The sequence below is a fragment of the Novipirellula aureliae genome (assembly GCF_007860185.1).
GTDB lineage: Bacteria > Planctomycetota > Planctomycetia > Pirellulales > Pirellulaceae > Novipirellula_A > Novipirellula_A aureliae.
In genome coordinates, this window is sequence record NZ_SJPY01000006.1 from 204,693 (window position 1) to 222,830 (window position 18,138).

The window sequence follows — 18,138 nt, forward strand, 5'->3', positions numbered from 1 at the left end:
GGTCGCCGCCCCGGCGCACCCTGGGTCGCCGACCCCCACGAACACGAAAAACCCCAACGGGGTTTGACAACCCTCAGCAGCACACGAATTGTCGAACCCCGTTGGGGTTCATCGTTGCCGGAGGCATCGGCGACCCAGGGTGCGCTTGCGCGACCCTGGGCTTCGGAATGTAACCGCGTTGCGGTATTTGCACACGTTTACGCCAACGACATTCAGGTTTGAACACGATAAATCCATTGAACGTTGCGGTATCGCAAACGTTTACGCCAACGGCGTTAGATTCCAAAGCCCAGGGTCGCCGCCCCGGCGCACCCTGGGTTGCCGGCCCCAATGAACACGAAAAACCCCAACGGGGTTTGACAACCCTCAGCAGCACGCGAATTGTCGAACCCCGTTGGGGTTCATCGTTGCCGGAGGCATCGGCGACCCAGGGTGCGCTTGCGCGACCCTGGGCTTCGGAATGTAACCGCGTTGCGGTATTTGCACACATTTACACCAACGGCACTCGGATTTGAACACGACAAAACCATTGAACGTTGCGGTATTTGCAAACATTTACGCCAACGGCGTTAGATTCCAAAGCCCAGGGTCGCCGCCCCGGCGCACCCTGGGTCGCCGACACCAACGAACACGAAAAACCCCAACGGGGTTTGACAACCGTCAGCAGCACACGAATTGTCGAACCCCGTTGGGGTTCATGCTTGCCGCGGCATCGGCGACCCAGGGTGCGCTTGCGCGACCCTGGGCTTCGGAATGTAACCGCGTTGCGGTATTTGCACACATTTACACCAACGGCACTCGGGTTTGAATACGAAAAAAACCATTGAACGTTGCGGTATTTGCACACGTTTACACCAACGACATTCGGTTTTGAACACGATAAATCCATTGAACGTTGCGGTATCGCAAACGTTTACGCCAACGGCGTTAGATTCCAAAGCCCAGGGTCGCCGCCCCGGCGCACCCTGGGTTGCCTTCTTCGCTACCTTTTCTTCGGAGCGGGTATATTTGCTGGCTGATAGGTCCTTAGTAGCGTCTCCATTTCCTGCACGACTTCCGGATATTCGCGGTACAGATTTTCAGTCTGTTTTAGGTCGTTTTCCAAATCGTACAGTTGTGCGGGTGGTGAACTCGGCTTGATCTTTCCATTTGCAATATCGCTGTTCGTGTATCCCGCATAGGTAATGGCAGCAGGTCCGGCAAAGTTGTGTTGACCTCGTTTGGTTCCGCCAAAGCCGCCGCTTCCTTTGCCGCTGATATACATCCACTTGCCCTTACGAATCGCGAGGAAGCCGGGTCGACTCGCTGCCAGAACCGAGTGATCACGAATGTTTTTTTGCGGGTCTCCCGTCAGTGCGGGCAGCACATTCACACTGTCGACCGCTTGTCCGTCGCGAATCTCGACACCCGTCAGTGCGGACATCGTCGCAACCATATCGACATTACAAATCAACTGATCCGAAACCGATCCCGCTTCGACCTTGCCAGGCCACTTGGCGATGAACGGGACGCGGTGCCCACCTTCCCATGCACCAAACTTGAATCCAAGCAACTCACCATTGAGATGGTGCCCTGCATCCCAAGCATCCTGCCCAGTTACATTAAACATGCCACCGTTGTCGCTTGTAAAAATGACCAGCGTATTATCGGCCACGCCTTTCGCTTCGAGTGCCTTCACAATCTCGCCCACGATCCAGTCGAGCTCGTGCACAAAGTCGCCGTAGAGACCGCACTCGCTGGTTCCTTGGAAGCGGGCCGCCGGTGTGAAGGGATGATGAATATTGGTGGTCGCCAGGTAAAGGAAGAAGGGATCTTCCTTTTGTTGCTTGATCCAATCGACCGCTTTCTCTGTGAGGTGGGTACCTACGTGATAGTCGTCGTAAAGTGCATGGGCTGCATCGGCGCCACCGATGTCGCCGACATTCATCTTCTCGTGTATCTCTTTGGTCTTCGCCTTCTGCCCATACACGAAGGGATCACCCGGCAGCAAGCCTACGACGCGGTGGTTTTCGACATAGACAAAAGGTGGGTGGCTATTCACCGTCGGCACGCCATAGTAATAATCAAAGCCCAGTTCCAGTGGACCGGGCTTTAGGTCGCCGTTCCAATCGGGCGTTTTCTCACCGAAGCCCAAATGCCATTTGCCAACACAGGCCGTGGCATAACCGGCGTCTTTCATCACGTCGGCCAAGGTCTGCTTTTCCGGATCAACAACCAATCCGCTCTTTAAGAAAACGGGCCGATTCAACCCGGCTCGGTGCGGATATTCACCCGTCAGCAGCGCATATCGCGACGGCGTGCACACCGCAGACGCTGAATGCGCGTCGGTAAAGCGTCGCCCATCGGCTGCGAGCTGATCAATATTGGGTGTCTTCAGCTTGGTCGCTCCATAGCAACTGAGATCACCGTAGCCGAGGTCATCAGCAAGAATGAGGACGACGTTGGGCCGATCCCGAGGCGTTCGGGGCTCCGTCGAAGTTGCTGGTTGAAGCGGTTGCTCGCCAAATGCATCTGTCTGGCAAATTCCGCAAACACAGAACAACGCAAACAGAATTGTCTTTTTATATGAGTTCATCGTAGTACTTTCTTTTGGGATTGATTCACTTGTTTGATATCAGGGCGTTTGGGTTCCAGATCAAAGTAACTCGCATTCGCACCGGTGATGGTCATGCCGTCGGCGACCAAGCTATCGAGATGGGACGCGGGGATTTTTCCCCGCTCCGGGTTAAGAGTTCGAATTTCTCCATAGCCCATATCATCTGCATCAATGAGAACGACATTGAGCTTTTCCGGCGCCGCAGCAGCTCCGGTGACCAAGGCTGAAACCAACCCGAAAATGATTAGTAGGGTTCTGCCGGTACAAAGGCCCTGCATCTGGCCAAGAATACTTACTTTCAAGGATTTCTTATGTTCGCACCTGGAGTGGATTGATTGTTTTGGTGATCAGTACGGCGGTAAGATGCCGCCGGGGTGTTAGTTCGGCAACCACTCCACCTCCGTGAAGTAGGCTCCACCCGAATCTCCTTTCTCGTCGTACAGATACGTCACGAGCTGCGTCTTTCCCGCAGGCAACATCATCTCAATAACCACGCCTTTCGTGCCAGGCATGACAACGACTTCTTTCGCTTGACCCGCGATCTCGACGCGACCGCGGACCGCTTTGACGACTTCGTCGGCTTGCCTGGGGAATTGCCGCAGGGTGATGCGGTAGTTGCCCGCTTGTTTGACATCAACATGCCAAGGCCCTGTTACTCGCGGCAGTCTATTGATCGTACCGAAGTTCCACGGTGGATTGCCTCGGGGCATGTACCAATCTTGAGAACACAACTCCGTTGGATTGTCCGTCGCATTTCCCAAGTCGATGGAAACGGGCGTCATTCGCGGCGAAACGGATTTCCAAAACGGCATGTAGAACTCACGCAACGTCGCCACCACTTCCGGGTGCTCTGCAGCAACGTCCTTGCGTTGGGCCGGATCGGCATCCATCTCGTAGAGCTCCTTGCCATTGAGCAAACGCCAACGATCTTGCAGCACGCAGGATGTGAGCCACGGTTTCGGTGTTGTCTTGAAACTCGCGCCGCCTTGAAACTGAACCACCAGATGATCACGGTGGGGTGATGGGTCGGAGCTGGTCAACAGTTTGGCAAACGAGATGCCATCGGGACGATGTGAATCCGCCACTGAAACACCACACAGTTCAGCCAGTGTCGGCAAGACATCGATATGCGCTGCCAAGGAATCGACATCGCGCCCGCCGTTGATCTTTGCCGCAGGCCAATGGATAAAAAAGGGCACGCGATGCCCGCCTTCATAAACGGACGACTTCTTTCCACGCATGCCCGCATTGAATCCGACGACGGCTTCCGAATCGAGCCCGTTGAATTTCCCTCCGCCCGCCGTCCCGTTGTCCGTCATGTAGATCAGGATCGTGTTGTCGGAGAGTGCAAGCTCGTCCAATTTTCGGCGCAGTTCGCCAAGGTTATGATCAAAGTTTGCGATCATGCCATAGAAGTTCGCACCGTTACCCCACTTTGCTTTGTCTTGGTACGGAGCCGCCCACTTGGGATCGACTCGGTAAGGACCATGTGGGGCGTTGGTTGCCAGATACAGAAAGAAGGGTTTTGCTTTGTTCTCTTCGATGAAGCGAATGGACTCGCGGAACCAAACGTCGGTGCAATAGCCTTCAAATTTCTCGAACTTTCCGTTTCGCTCGTAAGTGTCATCGAAGTAATCATTGCCCCAGAAATCCGACGCCTGCCCGACACCCCCGCAACGATGCCAGAGGACATCTTGAAACCCGCGATCCTGTGGACGATGTGGAGCGTTGTCGCCCAGATGCCACTTGCCAACCATTCCTGTGACATAGCCCGCATCGGCAAACACGTTTGCAATCGTTCGCTCATCGGTGTGCATCAACGTACGCCCACTGCTGGTCCGATAGGCACCCGTCCGCGCCGGATACCGCCCGGTCATCAACGCAGCTCGTGTCGGCGTACAGAAAGGGCTGACGTGAAAGTCGGTCATCCGAACCGAGTCGCGATAAAGTTGGTCAATATTCGGCGTTTCCAAGATGGGGTTGCCGTGACAGCTCATGTCGCCATAGCCTTGGTCGTCGGTCATCACCACGATCACATTGGGGCGGTCGGCGGCCGACGCCACTGACGCGGCGGCCAGCCCAACGCAAGCGATAAATAGAGTTATGTTTTTCATTGCATTCCTGTTTGTTGGAGTCTTAAGGCTTAACTCTTTGTGAGGGAATTGATAGAAAGATGAATGGAAAAAAAGATTAGCGAGGACTTGCCTAGAACCATCATACTGTTTCTTTCCACGCTTGATCAAATCGGATGAACGGTCGGGATGACCAAGACCAAAACGCTTCGACAATTCCGCAAGGGTTACGGAGGTGTAACGACGGCATCGGTAAGCCGCGTCATCGCGACCTCCAACACGACAGTGAAATCCACTATAGGACTCCACCGTAACATTGTACTGTTTTGCAGTCGCCACCAAAATATCATCAACGGAAATGGTCGCCGTTCGCTTCGTTCGATGTCGATGGACCACTTCATCTGTACCCTCCACCAATTGAACCAAGCGTTTGAGGAAATCTTCCAAGCCGTAGCCCCAGGCCTTCCTCAATGAGCCCCTGAGTGAACCGTTGGTAATGGCGGTCGTCATGAAAAACGGCTTGTCGCCCATCCCCACGTGTCAAAACGTGGTAGATGGCAATGGGATGATGGCATTGGGATACTGTAGCCTTGGCAAGCGGGGCATCGTTTATGAACTTCACCAAGGTAACACAATAGAACACCGTCTCCCCAATTGTCGACAGTTCCTTGCCAAATGCAATCCCGAGTCTCACGCCCATTCATCCCTCATCCTTTTATTGAAAACGCAGAAAAATGTTGCTAAGGCAGAAGAGTGAGGGGCCGTGTTTCTAGGTTGGGGAGTAAGTCTGGAACGCTGAGCGAAAGAAGACCGGTGGAAGTATTTCGTGTACGATGGTGCTAAAATGGCTGTTCCAAAAGGACCATTCGTTATACTGCGAAGCCTTTGGATGAGCCGAATGGGACGCGAGGTGTTGCGGCAATTTTGTTGAACAAGCTCACTGGGGTAGGTAGTAAAGAAATGAAGTATCAGATTTTTTGTATTCTGTTATCCGTTCTCGCGGCAGGCCCAAACGGGGCTGCCGAACAAGTTCACGAACATGACGTCGTCGTCTACGGTGGCACCTCGGCTGCGGTCATCGCTGCCGTTCAGTCTCATCGGATGGGTAAGTCGGTGGTGATTGTTTCTCCCGACAAGCATCTCGGGGGGCTTTCTTCCGGCGGACTTGGATTCACGGATATCGGCAATCGCTTATCCGTTGGCGGTTTGGCACGCGAGTTCTATGAGAACATTTATCAGCACTACAACAAACCAGAAGCCTGGACGCAAGAAACGCCGGATGCGTTCCATCAAAAGAAGATTGGTTGGCGAAAGATGTGGGAAGGTGAAGACACCCGATGGGTGTTTGAACCGCACGTCGCCGAAGCGATTTTCGATCAATTCGTTGAAGACAACAACATCCCACTCTTCCGAGATGAGTGGCTCGATCGCGAACATGGCGTCAAGAAGAACGCAGGAAGCATCGAATCGATCACCACATTGAGCGGAATGGTCTTCCAAGGAAAAATCTTCATCGATGCTACCTACGAAGGTGACTTGATGGCGGCGGCCGGCGTGAGCTATCACGTGGGACGGGAAGCAAACTCGGTCTATGGCGAAAAGTGGAATGGCGTGCAACAGGGAGTGTTTCACCACCAGCACCATTTCGAGGGCCTGAAGATCTCTCCTTACAAAGTGAAGGGAGACCCAACGAGCGGTGTGTTGGCTCGAATATCGACGGAAGCACTCCAGCCCAATGGAACGGGGGATCACAAGGTTCAAGCGTACTGCTTTCGGATGTGTTTGACCAACGACCCCGAAAATCGCATACCCTTTCCGAAGCCCAAGAATTATGCCCCGGAGCAATACGAGTTGTTACTGCGGATCTTTGAGGCAATGGATCCGATGTATGTGTTTCAAAAGTTTGATCCGGTCCCCAACAACAAAACGGACACCAACAATCATGGGCCTTTTAGTTTTGACAACCTCGGCATGAACTGGGACTACCCAGAGGCCAGTTACGAGCGTCGAAACGAAATCATCGAAGAACACAAGACCTATCAATTGGGGATGCTCTACTTCATCTGCCACGATCCACGCGTTCCGAAACAACTGCAGCAGGCAATGCAGAAGTGGGGGTTGCCCAAGGATGAATTTGTCGACAACGGCAATTGGTCGCACCAACTGTATGTCCGTGAGGCACGGCGAATGGTTGGGAAGCATGTGATCACGGAGCATGATTTGTTGGGCGAGCTGAAATCGAAAACCGAGAAGTCGATCGGGATGGGGTCTTATGGGATCGATTCTCACAACATCCAACGGTTTATCGCAGCGGATGGCTATGTTCAAAACGAAGGCGATGTCGGCGTCCATGTCGGAGATTATCGAATCCCCTACGACGTGATCGTTCCCAAAGAGAATGAAGTCAGCAACCTGATCGTCCCCGTGGCAGCGTCTTGTTCTCATGTCGCCTACGGTTCGATTCGGATGGAGCCCGTCTTCATGATTTTGGCACAAGGCGCCGGCACGGCCGCCTGTATCGCGATCGATGATCAAACAAGCGTCCAAGCGGTCGACTACGAAAAACTCCGAAAAAGACTGCTGGCGGACAAACAAATTCTAGAAAAGTCACAACGCTTGCCAGACCCACGAAGGAAAAAATAGGTTGGCACGGTATGCGTTCACTCTTGTCCGCTCCCGTCCGGCTCCTCTATTTTATACACTTTGTCCCCTTCATGTTCTGCCAGCACCTCGGAGAATTCGGTCCGTAACCCGTCTTGTTGTGTTGCAGCAAATGAAAAATTCCCGTTATCACTCCAGAACGTTCCTAGGAACCGACCTACTTCTTCAAACTCATTGAGGTGTATCACTCATGGCTTCTACCATTCTCGCAGACAAATTGCACGAGTACCCAAAACAAGATGTCATCGACGGAACTGGCGGAGGATCGGCTTCGATCCTTGATGACTGCCTTCACCATCACGACGGGGTTTTGCAACTATTGCACCGTTACGCCGGCAGAACATTTTGTACGCCAGGGAAACGCCTTCGCCTTGATGAGCAATCCTACTATCCGGACTACATGAACGGTACGGGGCTGGATGAAGTCTGGATGTGCTGCACGGTTCCCATCGTGACGGGTGTCGTTGATACACGCACGAAGAAGGCACCGTTTCGCGAAGGTGAATCGCACGTCCTCACTCCGAATGGGCAAGTCATCTCGCTGCAGGATTTGATCATCGCCAATCCAGAAGCCGTCATGGGTGAGAAGATAACGGCCTTTTCGAAATCGCTGTTCGGTGAGCCAACTTGGCCGATTGTGTCAAAGAAGTTCGATAATCTGAATCCGATCCCGCACCATCTTCACTGGTCAAAGTGGGAAGTCTATGACATCAATTCGTTCGACAATCCTGGAGTCAGTGCGTCGCATTATCACACCACGGCAATGGGGTTGTACCCGTTCGTGACGAAGGACCAGTTTCTTGCCTGCATGAAGCGTTTCGGCCAGGGCGAGTATAACGGGGTTCGGCATTTGTCGCCGCACGTGATGATGCAACTTGATAACGGCTTCGTAATGCCGAATGGTGTGCTGCATTCGCCGACGGACCTTTGCACACACGAACTGCATGTCACAATGGATGAACACTTCTTGGCCGAGGACCTCACGCTTGACGGGCGCATCGGAGCAGCGGATGCGTTTTACGCTTGCAGGGAAGAGGACTACCCGAAGGACAGGCACGAAGACTGGGAATACCTGGTCGAAAAGTTCGACTTCGAAGCGAATCAGGACCCAGAATTCGTCCTCAAGAATTCGCGTCCGGCAATCACCGCCGAAGAATTTTCAGGCGACGGCGTCGACGCAAAGTGGATCGTCTACGGTGATTTCCTCGGCGACCAGAAGTGCTCCATTCTCCGTCTCACCGTGGAGCCTGGCGGCAAGATGAATTTCTGCCCAGAGAGTCCCACGCTGTTCCACACGAATGGTGGAAGCGGCCGTGTTGGAAAGCTCGAAGTGCGATATCACCAGAATATGGTTCTCGGCGAGATCTATCCCGAGATCGGATTCATCACTCAGGCCGCACTTGCCAATGGCGGTGTGGAAATCGAGAACACGGGAACGGAATCGCTCGTGTTGACCTTCGACTTCCCGCAGCACGCGCATTCCCGAACCCCTGGTGTTGCCGTTACGAAGTAGTCGCTCGATGTCGGTAATCCGTTTACACGGCTGCCTCATTGGTCATGGATGAGAAAATCTGCTTTTCTGTGACCAATGACAATCATTTTTCCCGTCTGCTTTCCTGGCCGCTGCGAGATCCTGAGTTTAGGAGGGATCGCTTCAGGTCAGGGGTGCTTTCGATTCGGGTGTACTGTGCGTGTAGCTCCGGGCTAATTTCGGTTTGGGCAAGCAACTTTGGCTGACATGAATTTTCATGCACATCATGCGGGACCGCGTTACTCTAGATGAGACGCGGTTTGCTCAACGAGAACGGTGGCTAGCGGCCAAAGCGGCCCATCCGCTACTTGTCGCGACCGCCCGTTCCGAAAAACGAAATCTCTCCCACCGCTGCGGCGTTTCGGGTGTATCCCGATAGGCCCACCAGCTTGAAGTATCGCGCTTGCGGCTTGTCGATCGGGAAGCTCTGCAGGTCTTCGCTGTCTTGGAACCTGCCCTTCAGTACGGGCTCGTTCCAGGTCTTGCCGTCGGTCGATACGAACAGCTCAAAGTCCTTGATCCGCGGGTGGGACGAACCTTGCCGAGCAAGATACTCCAGGGTGTACAGCACCGATTCGGCGCCCATGTCGACAACCAACTCGTGCGGGAACGGCGGTTCAGTTGGCTCGAATTGGGTGTGCCAAAACGACTGCGGGTTACCATCGATCGCACGTTTGGCCTCGTAACCGTCTGCCTCACTGTCGAACGAAACGACCTTCCAATTTTCTTTGGGTAGCGAAAGCGGGATCGTGCTCGGGTCCGGCAGATCCATGACAATCAATTTCTGGTATCGCCACACGCTGATCGTTTGGTAGCGTTTGCCGCTAGCGATTCGGGACGTAAAGTCGTCGATGTTGTTGATCGGCTCGTCGTCCATTTTGAGCACAACGTCATCGTCTTGCAACTTGACGACCGAGAAGAGCCCTTTGGTCAGGCCTCGCTCGATCTTGGCGCCTTTGTAATCGGGCAAGCCTGCCGCGGACTTCTCATTGTCGTTTTGGATATTCTTGATCACTCCGCCCATGTACTCGGTGCCAGTGATCACTTCGTCGGGCGCCAGTTCGATTTTGGGGAACTCGGGGGTCTTGGCGATCGCCTTGAGTGACGGCTTTTGCACGCCGAACTGGTCCATCGGAAAGTTCTTCCATCCGATCGCCTCGGCCAATTTGGCGTTGGTCACTGTGTAGTCGCCGTTGGCTGGGTCGGCAAAACCCGGGTCACCGTAAACACTGTTCTCATCGGTACCGTATTGCGATCGGGCTTTATCGAGTGACTCTTTTTGGAAGAACAGATTTCTGTCGATCTCCTTGCCCCAATTGCGCATCCCGATGGGATAGTAGCCGTTGGTGCAAATGTTGCTCGTGACCACATCGCCGCTGTTTTTGAGCCAGACGTGCAGATTCATCGAGTTGTTGATCATCACATTGTTGTAGGTCGTGCGCAGCATGCCGTCGCGCAGTTTGATGCCGCCACTGAGGCAGACATTGTTGTAGACCTCGTACCATGCGGAACCGTCATCGAGGTCGATGTCCCACCCGTGGTCGCAGCGCCAGCGGTTATTGCGGATCACGTTCTTCTCGAGCATATCAAGCTTCACCAAATCGTAACCATGCGTGGCCACGCGGTTGCCCGCTTCGCCACGGGTCTTGGTGTAATACCGGTCGCGGCCCCAACTATTGAATGCCCCGTGATCGTGGGTTTCCTGGACCGTCAAGAAAACATCATTGTATTCCAGGACATGGCCGCCCCACTTGCCTTCGCTGATGTTGATGCCCGCACGCGGCACATCATAGATACTATTGCGGCTGACGGTGATGTAAGCCGCAAGGCTGATATGGACCCCTGCGGTCTGCTTCTCGACCGTGCCGATGTGGTCGATCAAGTTATTGTCGACCCGGCAGTGTTGTGGATAGCGGTTGTTTGCTGGGCCACGTTGGAAGTCCATTTTGTCCAAGGGGGGGGCTTCGCCAATGTTGTAGTTTTCTTCACGGGCGGTAGCGATATCGCCGACAAAGCAGACGCCGCTCGCCCCGACGTTATAGATGTGGCAGCCTTCGACGGTACATTCTTTGTTGTACAGATTAAAGAACACGGCGTTGCCGCCGAGGTCGCAGAGCACGCTGTCTTTGAGCGCACAGTGCTCGGTGCCTTCAAAGTGGACCACCCCGCCCCGATAAATGGTCCAGTCGCTCCGCAGCAACCGCACATCCGTTTTCATGAAGGTGCGGATCGTTCGCTTGAGCGTTAGGCCTTCGATCGAAATGTGCTGAACCGGAGTCTCTTCGGTGCCTTTGAATACAAACAACTGTTCGAGCGCCGCGACCTCGACCTCGGCACTATCCAAATCGACGCCCGGCGCGGGGTAAAAGTAAAGTTCTGACGTGTTTCGATTGAGGTACCACTCGTGCACATCGTCGAGTTCTTCAAAGATATTTTCGACGTAACGGTGCTCCTTATGCTGCCCACTGCCTCGGTTGTTCTGGGTGCCGCCAACCATCGTGACTTCACCATTGTTTTTCTTTCCGGTGATTTGAAAGTGGATGCCGCCCCAGCGTGCGGGGTGCATCGCATGGAAGTAGCCGTAGGTCGGGTCTTTCCATGTCGCGACGCGTTCCTTCGACAAACAATCCGCTGCGACACCGTTGAATGCCGGTGCGTCTTCGGTGTAGTTCGGGTACCGGGCAAGGATTTGTTGCTGCCCGTCAATGAAGAGCGTTTCAAACACCATGCCCTCGGGCACCTTGGTCTTGAAAACGTTGTCGCTAAACTTTTCCCACTTCAGACCGTCCAGCTTCACCCCGCCGAGCACCTGCGGCAGCTCGTTTTCATATGCCTTGTAAGCGACCGGTCCTGCCGCCGTGCCACTATCCGCGGGCTGAAAGACCACGGGCTGCGTCAAATAGTATTTTCCGCCGCGTAGATAAACCGTGACCGCCTCATCGGGATTAGCCTGCTTGAACGCCCGAACCTTGGCCTGAGCCGAGGCGATACTGGCTAAAGGCGCATCCATCGCCCCACTGTTTTGGTCGCTTCCCACAGGGCTAACGAAAATTTCTTTCGCGGTCGTCGATGGAGCTAGCAGAACACACGTCGAGAAAGACGCGATTAAAACAATCGAATTTCTCAGCAGAACTTTGGATTTCGTCATGGAAGCAGAGATCTCAGTACGGGTAGGCAAATTCGCCGTATCGGCACGGCACAAGATATCATTATCCCGTAAAACCGTCTCCTAGCAAACCCCGCCTGCGAGGCTTTGATTGTTCGTAGCGGTACGCGTCGGAGCGATCGATTGATAACCAGCGTTTTCAGACTTGTGAAAGATGCCGTCGTCCACCACGAAACTTGATTGGATAAGGGGACTCGTAACCTCGTCCACCACGAAACTTGGAAAATGCAAACACCCGCAAGTTATAAATCGAACGTCCCCAAGAGTTTCGGAGCTACTAAAAATCAATCGTAATCGTTCACGGCCTTCGACCTACTCATTCCGTTCTTCGTTTCCTCGTAGTGGGGGCTACCCTTGAGCCATTCATAGTTGGCATATTGGATCACTTTGCCTGAATTTCCCCACAGCTCCGGTTGCGAATCCGAAGCCCACTGCTTCCAGCGAGCGAGCATTGTCTTGACACGCTCCGGTTCGGAAGCGGCCAAGTTCGTGGTTTCCGAGAGGTCGTCCTTCAGGTTGTACAGCTCCGTCTTGTTGCCGCTGTACAGCAACTTGTAGTCTCCCTCACGCATTACTCCCGACGGTTCCTTGTAACGCCCCGTATGCCAGAACAGCACGTTGTGCGGAGTTTGATCGCTTTGGCCACTGATATAAGGGCGAATGTCTTTGCCGTGCAGCCCCGACGTTTTTGGGTCGCCACCTGCCATGACCAGTGATGTTGCACCAATGTCCAATGAGGTGACGGGCGCAACGAGCACTTTGCCCGCAGGTGCTTCACCGGGCCACTTCACAATCATCGGGACGCGCAACCCGCCTTCATAGCTGTTGCCTTTGTTGCCACGCAGTGGGCGATTGTCACTGGTCTTTCTCATGCCTCCATTATCGCTAAGGAACCAGACCACGGTGTTGTCTTCCAAACCAAGGGCGTCGACTTTGGCCAATAGCTTTCCGATTCCCTGATCCATCTCGTCAACCATCGCAGCGTAGATCGAACGCGACTTGGCCGTGACACCGGGAATCTTCGTCATCTTGTCTTCGGGGTACTTTGCGATGGTCTCCTGGGGAGCTTCCAAATCCAAATGCGGTGCGTTGTAAGACAGGAATAGAAAGAACGGCTCGTTGTGGTTGCGTTCCAGAAACGCGACCCCGGCATCCGTCAGTTCACGCGTGAGGTACTGTTCCCACGTGACCACTTTGTTGTTGTGGATCACTGGCATCGTGTGCTGGACGTACTTGTGATGCAGGGGGCGTTTGAGCGGAGTGAACCGGCCTTGATACGATGGGTGATCCAGTGGATAGTACATCCGGCCGCCACCGAGAAAACCAAACCAGTCATCGAATCCCATGGCGTTGGGATGTTGATGATCCGCGGTGCCCATGTGCCACTTGCCGACTCCGCCGGTCACGTAGCCTTGCTTTTGAAGCAGGCTGGCAATGGTCGGAATCTTCGGCAGTCCCTGTGCCGGATCGTACGGATTGTCGACATTGCGGTAGTAGCCAAAGGTCGATTGAACGCGGCCGGTCAAGAATCCAGCTCGCGACGGACCGCACATATTCCACGTCACATAGGCCGAAGAAAAACGGACGCCATCGGCAGCAAGCTGGTCGATATTTGGAGTGCGGATATCTTTGCATCCGTAACAGCCGACATCGGTATAACCAAGATCGTCCGCCATGATCACGATGATATTGGGACGGCCTTCGGCAGCTTCCGTGGGGCTCCACCACACAACCAGTAAAACAAACAGCAGCGTATTTCTCAGGTTTGGGCTGAAATCATTCATGATTGCGACGCTCGCGTGAGTTCCCGTATGCGGTTTGGGATCGACTGCTCGTTTCTTTCAGGCGGTCTGTCTTTCAGGCGGCCTGTCTTTCAGGCGGCCTGAGTCTAATGGACCCTATCCGGTAGCGGCGGGACGTTGAGGACCTCTTTCGGTTCCGGCTGGCGATTGGATAACGTTTCCTTGAAACCGTACCAATAAGTCCCCACCTGATAACCCATGTCGCAGTCCGTGCCAGACCAGACTTCCATGTCGAGTTGCAGTGAACGGCCAAAGGGCATGGTATCCAGCGCTCGGCTACGCGTTTCGACGCTAAAGCCCTGACTATTCTTTTTTGTGTCAGTGGCTGGCTTTCGGTTGAGTTTGTTGTACTTGCTGCTAAACGGCTGAGCATGAAACGGATGTTCGTAAAAGTCCGTACTCCGTCCGCCCCATGAGTAGGCGTAGTAGTCTTCGGTTCCGGTCCCAAAGATCGACGGGAAGTCTTCGCCATCCACCCAAATGCGTTCATCGCCTTCGCCCCACCAACGGGTTGCCGGGTTCATGATGGTCAATGTGTCGCCAACGTAGACGCCGCGTCCCTTGAGCGTCACGTAGTTCCAGTCGGATCGCGGCTGGGTAGGCACGGGATACTGTCCGCGCCACGCTGCATGAAAGTACATCGAACGGTCGTCCCACGTCCAATCGCCTGTCTTCACGTTCAGTTCTGCATCGACGCTCGAACCGCTCAGGTTGACAAGTGAAACCTTGCCGCCGGTTTGATACGGCATCACCCAGCGACAGCTCATCGTGCCGTCTTCAGCCACCGTGCGGTACCAGCCCTGTACTGGATTGAAACCAAAACCAGATCCGAAGAAATCTCCGATCGGGCACCACACGGTTTCCTTGCCATCAAATTCCATCTTTAGAATCACTTGCCGAGTGACATCGGGATTCTCGTAGTTGCCGAGTTTGACCGAGAGTTCCCGGACGGCGGCTACGCCCGTTGGCAGATCGATTGTTTGTTCCTGTTGATCTGCTAACGTTGTATTGAACGTCATCGGGTTCTCTGCCGCCGATGCCCTGGGGTTCAAAAGAGCCTCGCCGGTTTCCTTGATCAATGCCGCAGACGCGTCAAAGTCCTTCATCGTAAAGGTCTCGACTGGCGTTCCTTCATCGTATTCTCGAAACGTGAACTGAAAAAAGAATGGCATCGCATCGGTGGTCACCTTGCAGCTTTTGGCGTACGGAATGGGGAAGAAGCTAACCGCCGAACGCAACGAAGAATGAGCAAGCGGATAGGGGATGACCCCGGTGCCATCAAACATGCTGAGCATGTTTCCTTCGAGCGCGGGTTCGTCGGACCCGTCCAGATAAATCCGCATGGTAATATCGGTACCGGGTTCGGTGTCCTTGAGCCAAGGCATCCAACTTCGTACGATCGCGCCGGGACCGGTGTGATCCATCAGCACCCATTCTTTCTTGCCATCCTTTTCATCGATGCGGATGAAGTTCTTGTCTTTTTCGCTACGGTTGTAATCGTGATTCGTAAACCAACCCACCGGTTCGTCCGGCGTTTTGGAGGCTCGGTTGTAGCTGCTGTGTTGCTTTAGACGGAAATTGTTTTCCGGAAAGCGGGCCACCGCATCGCGATCGACCATTTCCAACAGCAACGAATTCACGGTCACCTGACCGGATGCGTAGGCTGGTATCGCTGCAACTATAAAAATAATAGCGATTTGACTTGTTGTTTTCATCGTCGTTTTGAACACGATCTTACCGGGTAATAGAGTGGGATTGCCTAAAGTTCCATGATAGTCAGCCGCAACTTGTCCTCATGTCCACCAAACGGTTGACACCCTGAGGATTGTTTCTAAGTCCACACCTTGCGAATCAGTCTAACGTGGGAATATATAAGGCGCGGCGACGAGGTCAAACCGCGTGAGCTTCCTGGACTGCTGCCGACGCCAGCCACTGATTCTTCTTGTCTTCTAACCGGTTCCTACTCAGACCGTGGAGAGCCAAAAAAGGAACCGGCGATGCCCAATCTAGAACAACGTCGGGCGACCATTCAAGTGCTCTGCCGTTCTCTGCCGTTCGATGGCAACGTTTCGAAGACCGATTTCTGAACGGCTAATCGGTCTTGCCAACCGCCTGCTTGTAACTCTGTAGCAGCGAGTTCATTTCATCCACCACTTCTGGATTTTCGCGATAAACGTTCTGCGTTTGATTGACGTCGTTTTCCAAGTCGTAAAGCTGTGCGGGCGGTGCCTCCTTTTTGATTTTACCATCCTCAATATCGCTGTTGGGAGTGTTGACGAGCTTGGCAACCGCTGCTCCACCCCAGGCATGTTGGCTGGGCTTTGAGCCGGTAAATCCCCCATCGCTTCTCGCCGGAATGTACATCCACTTCCCCTTTCGCAAACTCAGATGAGACGGTTTATGAGGGGAGATAATCAATTCGGTACGCAGTGGACCGTCAGGATCTCCGATCAATGCGGGTAGCATGTTAATACTGTCCTTTCGCGCTTCCGCTCCGAGTTCCTGGCCCGTCAATGCTGCGAACGTTGCCCGCAAATCAACCATACTCAGCAACTGGTTCGACTCGCTGCCCGCTTCAATCTTTCCGGGCCAGCGGGCAATGAACGGTACACGGTGACCGCCTTCCCAGATACCAAATTTCGAACCGAGAAGCTCACCATTGATCTTGTGCCCCATCGCCGCGGCACGGCGTCCGCCTAGATTGAACATGCCACCGTTGTCGCTGGTAAAGATCAACAGCGTATTGTCAGCGAATCCTTTGGCTTCGAGACTTTGCATCACCTCGCCCACGATCCAATCGAGTTCATGTACGAAGTCGCCATAAACTCCACACTCACTGGTCCCCTGAAAACGCTTGGCAGGCGTGAAGGGGTGATGCACATTGGTTGTCGCCAAATACAAGAAAAATGGCTCCTTCCCTCGCCCCTCGATCCACTCGACAGCCTTCTCGGAGAGTTTGGTTCCGACTTCATAATCGTTGTGCATTTTGTGAGCTTCCACCGCCCCGCTAAATCGATTGGGAGTGCGCTGCGCGGCTTCGGGCGGAATGGGTGTGATCGGCGTGGCCCCCTTACTATTGTTGCCAAGGTAAACCAACGGGTCGTCGGGGTCCCCACCAACGATTCGATCATTCTCCACGAAGACGTAAGGCGGAGCGCTGTTTACAACCGGCACGCCAAAGTAGTAGTCAAATCCGAGATCCAACGGACCAGGACGCAACGGCTCCTGCCAATCGTTTTTCCCATTACCAAAACCCAAATGCCATTTTCCGATAGCCGCCGTTTCATAGCCGCTGCTTTTAAACACATCAGCAATCGTGTGTGTTTCCGGATCGATGAGCAGAGGCGATGGAATGGGGGCTGGCCCCCAAATGCCTTTTCCGTTCATGGCACGAGACGGATACTGTCCCGTCAACAAGCCGTAACGCGACGGCGTACACACCGCCGAGGCCGTGTGGACATCAGTAAAACGGCGTCCTTGTCTGGCGAGCTTGTCAATGTTGGGTGTTTGTAATTTTGTGGCGCCGTAACAGCCGAGGTCGCCGTAACCGAGATCATCGGCGTAAATGAGAACCACATTGGGAGATGACGATTCACCAGCCTTAGCCAACCGGCCCGACACCAGGAATAGACAGAGAACGACAATGGAAAGGACCGTTTGCTTTTTCATGATTTGTTTCTATTTCTTTCTGCCTTCACTTCAATTTTCTGTTCTTGAAACCAAAGGGACGCATGTAGCTTCCGTGTTTTGCAAAATGACTGGCGCTGCTTCCTTCATGATCTTCTCTATCGTTTTTTCGACACCTCGACGAAATGCGTCTTGTGAGGAAGTCAGCTTATCGAGATGCAGCGCAGGGATCCCTACAACGATAGCAGCCAGCATCGGCACAATCGAGGTATTCCGCCAATATCACAATGACATTCGGGCTTTTCGAACCGTTCCATAACATGCACCGAAAAACCAGCATGAGCTATTCCTGGAAAGAGAACAACTGTCTTTCAAAACGGGTTCAGGCTCTTGCTGTGCGCGTGAAGCAAATGCCGGATAGCCCGGATTATCAATCTGGACGAAGCACTCGTAAAAAAATTGTACTCGTTCTCAATGAAAGGGTACTCGGACTCGGACGCCCAAGAACCCTCGAATACGAGTACGACCAAAGGCTGAGCACGAGCACGAGTACGAGTACGAGCACGAGCACGAGCACGAGTGCGAAAATCCAGTCTTTTCAGATCTTTGGCAGCAACCGGCGGTGACGTAAACCGGGAAGCGTCTGGTTTGCCGAGGTTATTTTGTCACCCACGGATGATTCG

Annotated in this window: 9 protein-coding genes; 2 read left to right on the forward strand and 7 right to left on the reverse strand. The window is 53.7% G+C overall.

Translation table 11 applies throughout. From position 1 onward, the window contains the following. Window positions 1-982: 982 nt before the first annotated feature. The 3 genes from Q31b_RS18555 to Q31b_RS18565 form a co-directional block, all read right to left on the reverse strand. Window positions 983-2,575, reverse strand: a complete 1,593-nt coding sequence (locus Q31b_RS18555; protein WP_146601148.1) for a sulfatase family protein — start codon at window positions 2,573-2,575, stop codon at window positions 983-985. Further along, window positions 2,572-2,898: a hypothetical protein gene (locus Q31b_RS18560; RefSeq protein ID WP_146601149.1), complete on the reverse strand. Its 327-nt coding sequence runs from the start codon at window positions 2,896-2,898 to the stop codon at window positions 2,572-2,574. The genes Q31b_RS18555 and Q31b_RS18560 overlap by 4 nt, the downstream gene beginning before the upstream one ends. A gap of 75 nt (window positions 2,899-2,973) precedes the next feature. Continuing rightward, a complete protein-coding gene (locus tag Q31b_RS18565; protein WP_231617685.1) occupies window positions 2,974-5,178 on the reverse strand; it encodes a sulfatase-like hydrolase/transferase in 2,205 nt (734 codons plus the stop codon). A gap of 450 nt (window positions 5,179-5,628) precedes the next feature. Here Q31b_RS18565 and Q31b_RS18575 point away from each other — a divergent pair, with 450 nt between their 5' ends. Both Q31b_RS18575 and Q31b_RS18580 read left to right on the forward strand, forming a co-directional pair. Next, entirely contained in the window at window positions 5,629-7,311 is a 1,683-nt protein-coding gene (locus Q31b_RS18575; RefSeq protein WP_146601152.1) for an FAD-dependent oxidoreductase, read from the forward strand. A 208-nt stretch (window positions 7,312-7,519) separates the two neighbouring features. Next, window positions 7,520-8,842, forward strand: coding sequence for a hypothetical protein (locus Q31b_RS18580; RefSeq protein ID WP_146601153.1), 1,323 nt, complete (start codon window positions 7,520-7,522; stop codon window positions 8,840-8,842). A gap of 322 nt (window positions 8,843-9,164) precedes the next feature. Here the strand turns inward: Q31b_RS18580 and Q31b_RS18585 are convergent, their stop codons facing one another. The 4 genes from Q31b_RS18585 to Q31b_RS18600 form a co-directional block, all read right to left on the reverse strand. Next, entirely contained in the window at window positions 9,165-12,008 is a 2,844-nt protein-coding gene (locus tag Q31b_RS18585; protein ID WP_146601154.1) for a discoidin domain-containing protein, read from the reverse strand. A gap of 302 nt (window positions 12,009-12,310) precedes the next feature. Then, complete coding sequence (locus Q31b_RS18590; RefSeq protein WP_146601155.1) at window positions 12,311-13,810, reverse strand: sulfatase-like hydrolase/transferase; 1,500 nt, start codon at window positions 13,808-13,810, stop codon at window positions 12,311-12,313. Between the two features lie 104 nt (window positions 13,811-13,914). Next, on the reverse strand, window positions 13,915-15,543 hold the full coding sequence (locus tag Q31b_RS18595; RefSeq protein ID WP_231617686.1) for a glycoside hydrolase family 172 protein: 1,629 nt from the start codon (window positions 15,541-15,543) through the stop codon (window positions 13,915-13,917). Between the two features lie 376 nt (window positions 15,544-15,919). Beyond that, on the reverse strand, window positions 15,920-17,497 hold the full coding sequence (locus Q31b_RS18600) for a sulfatase family protein (protein ID WP_146601156.1): 1,578 nt from the start codon (window positions 17,495-17,497) through the stop codon (window positions 15,920-15,922). Window positions 17,498-18,138: the final 641 nt, after the last annotated feature.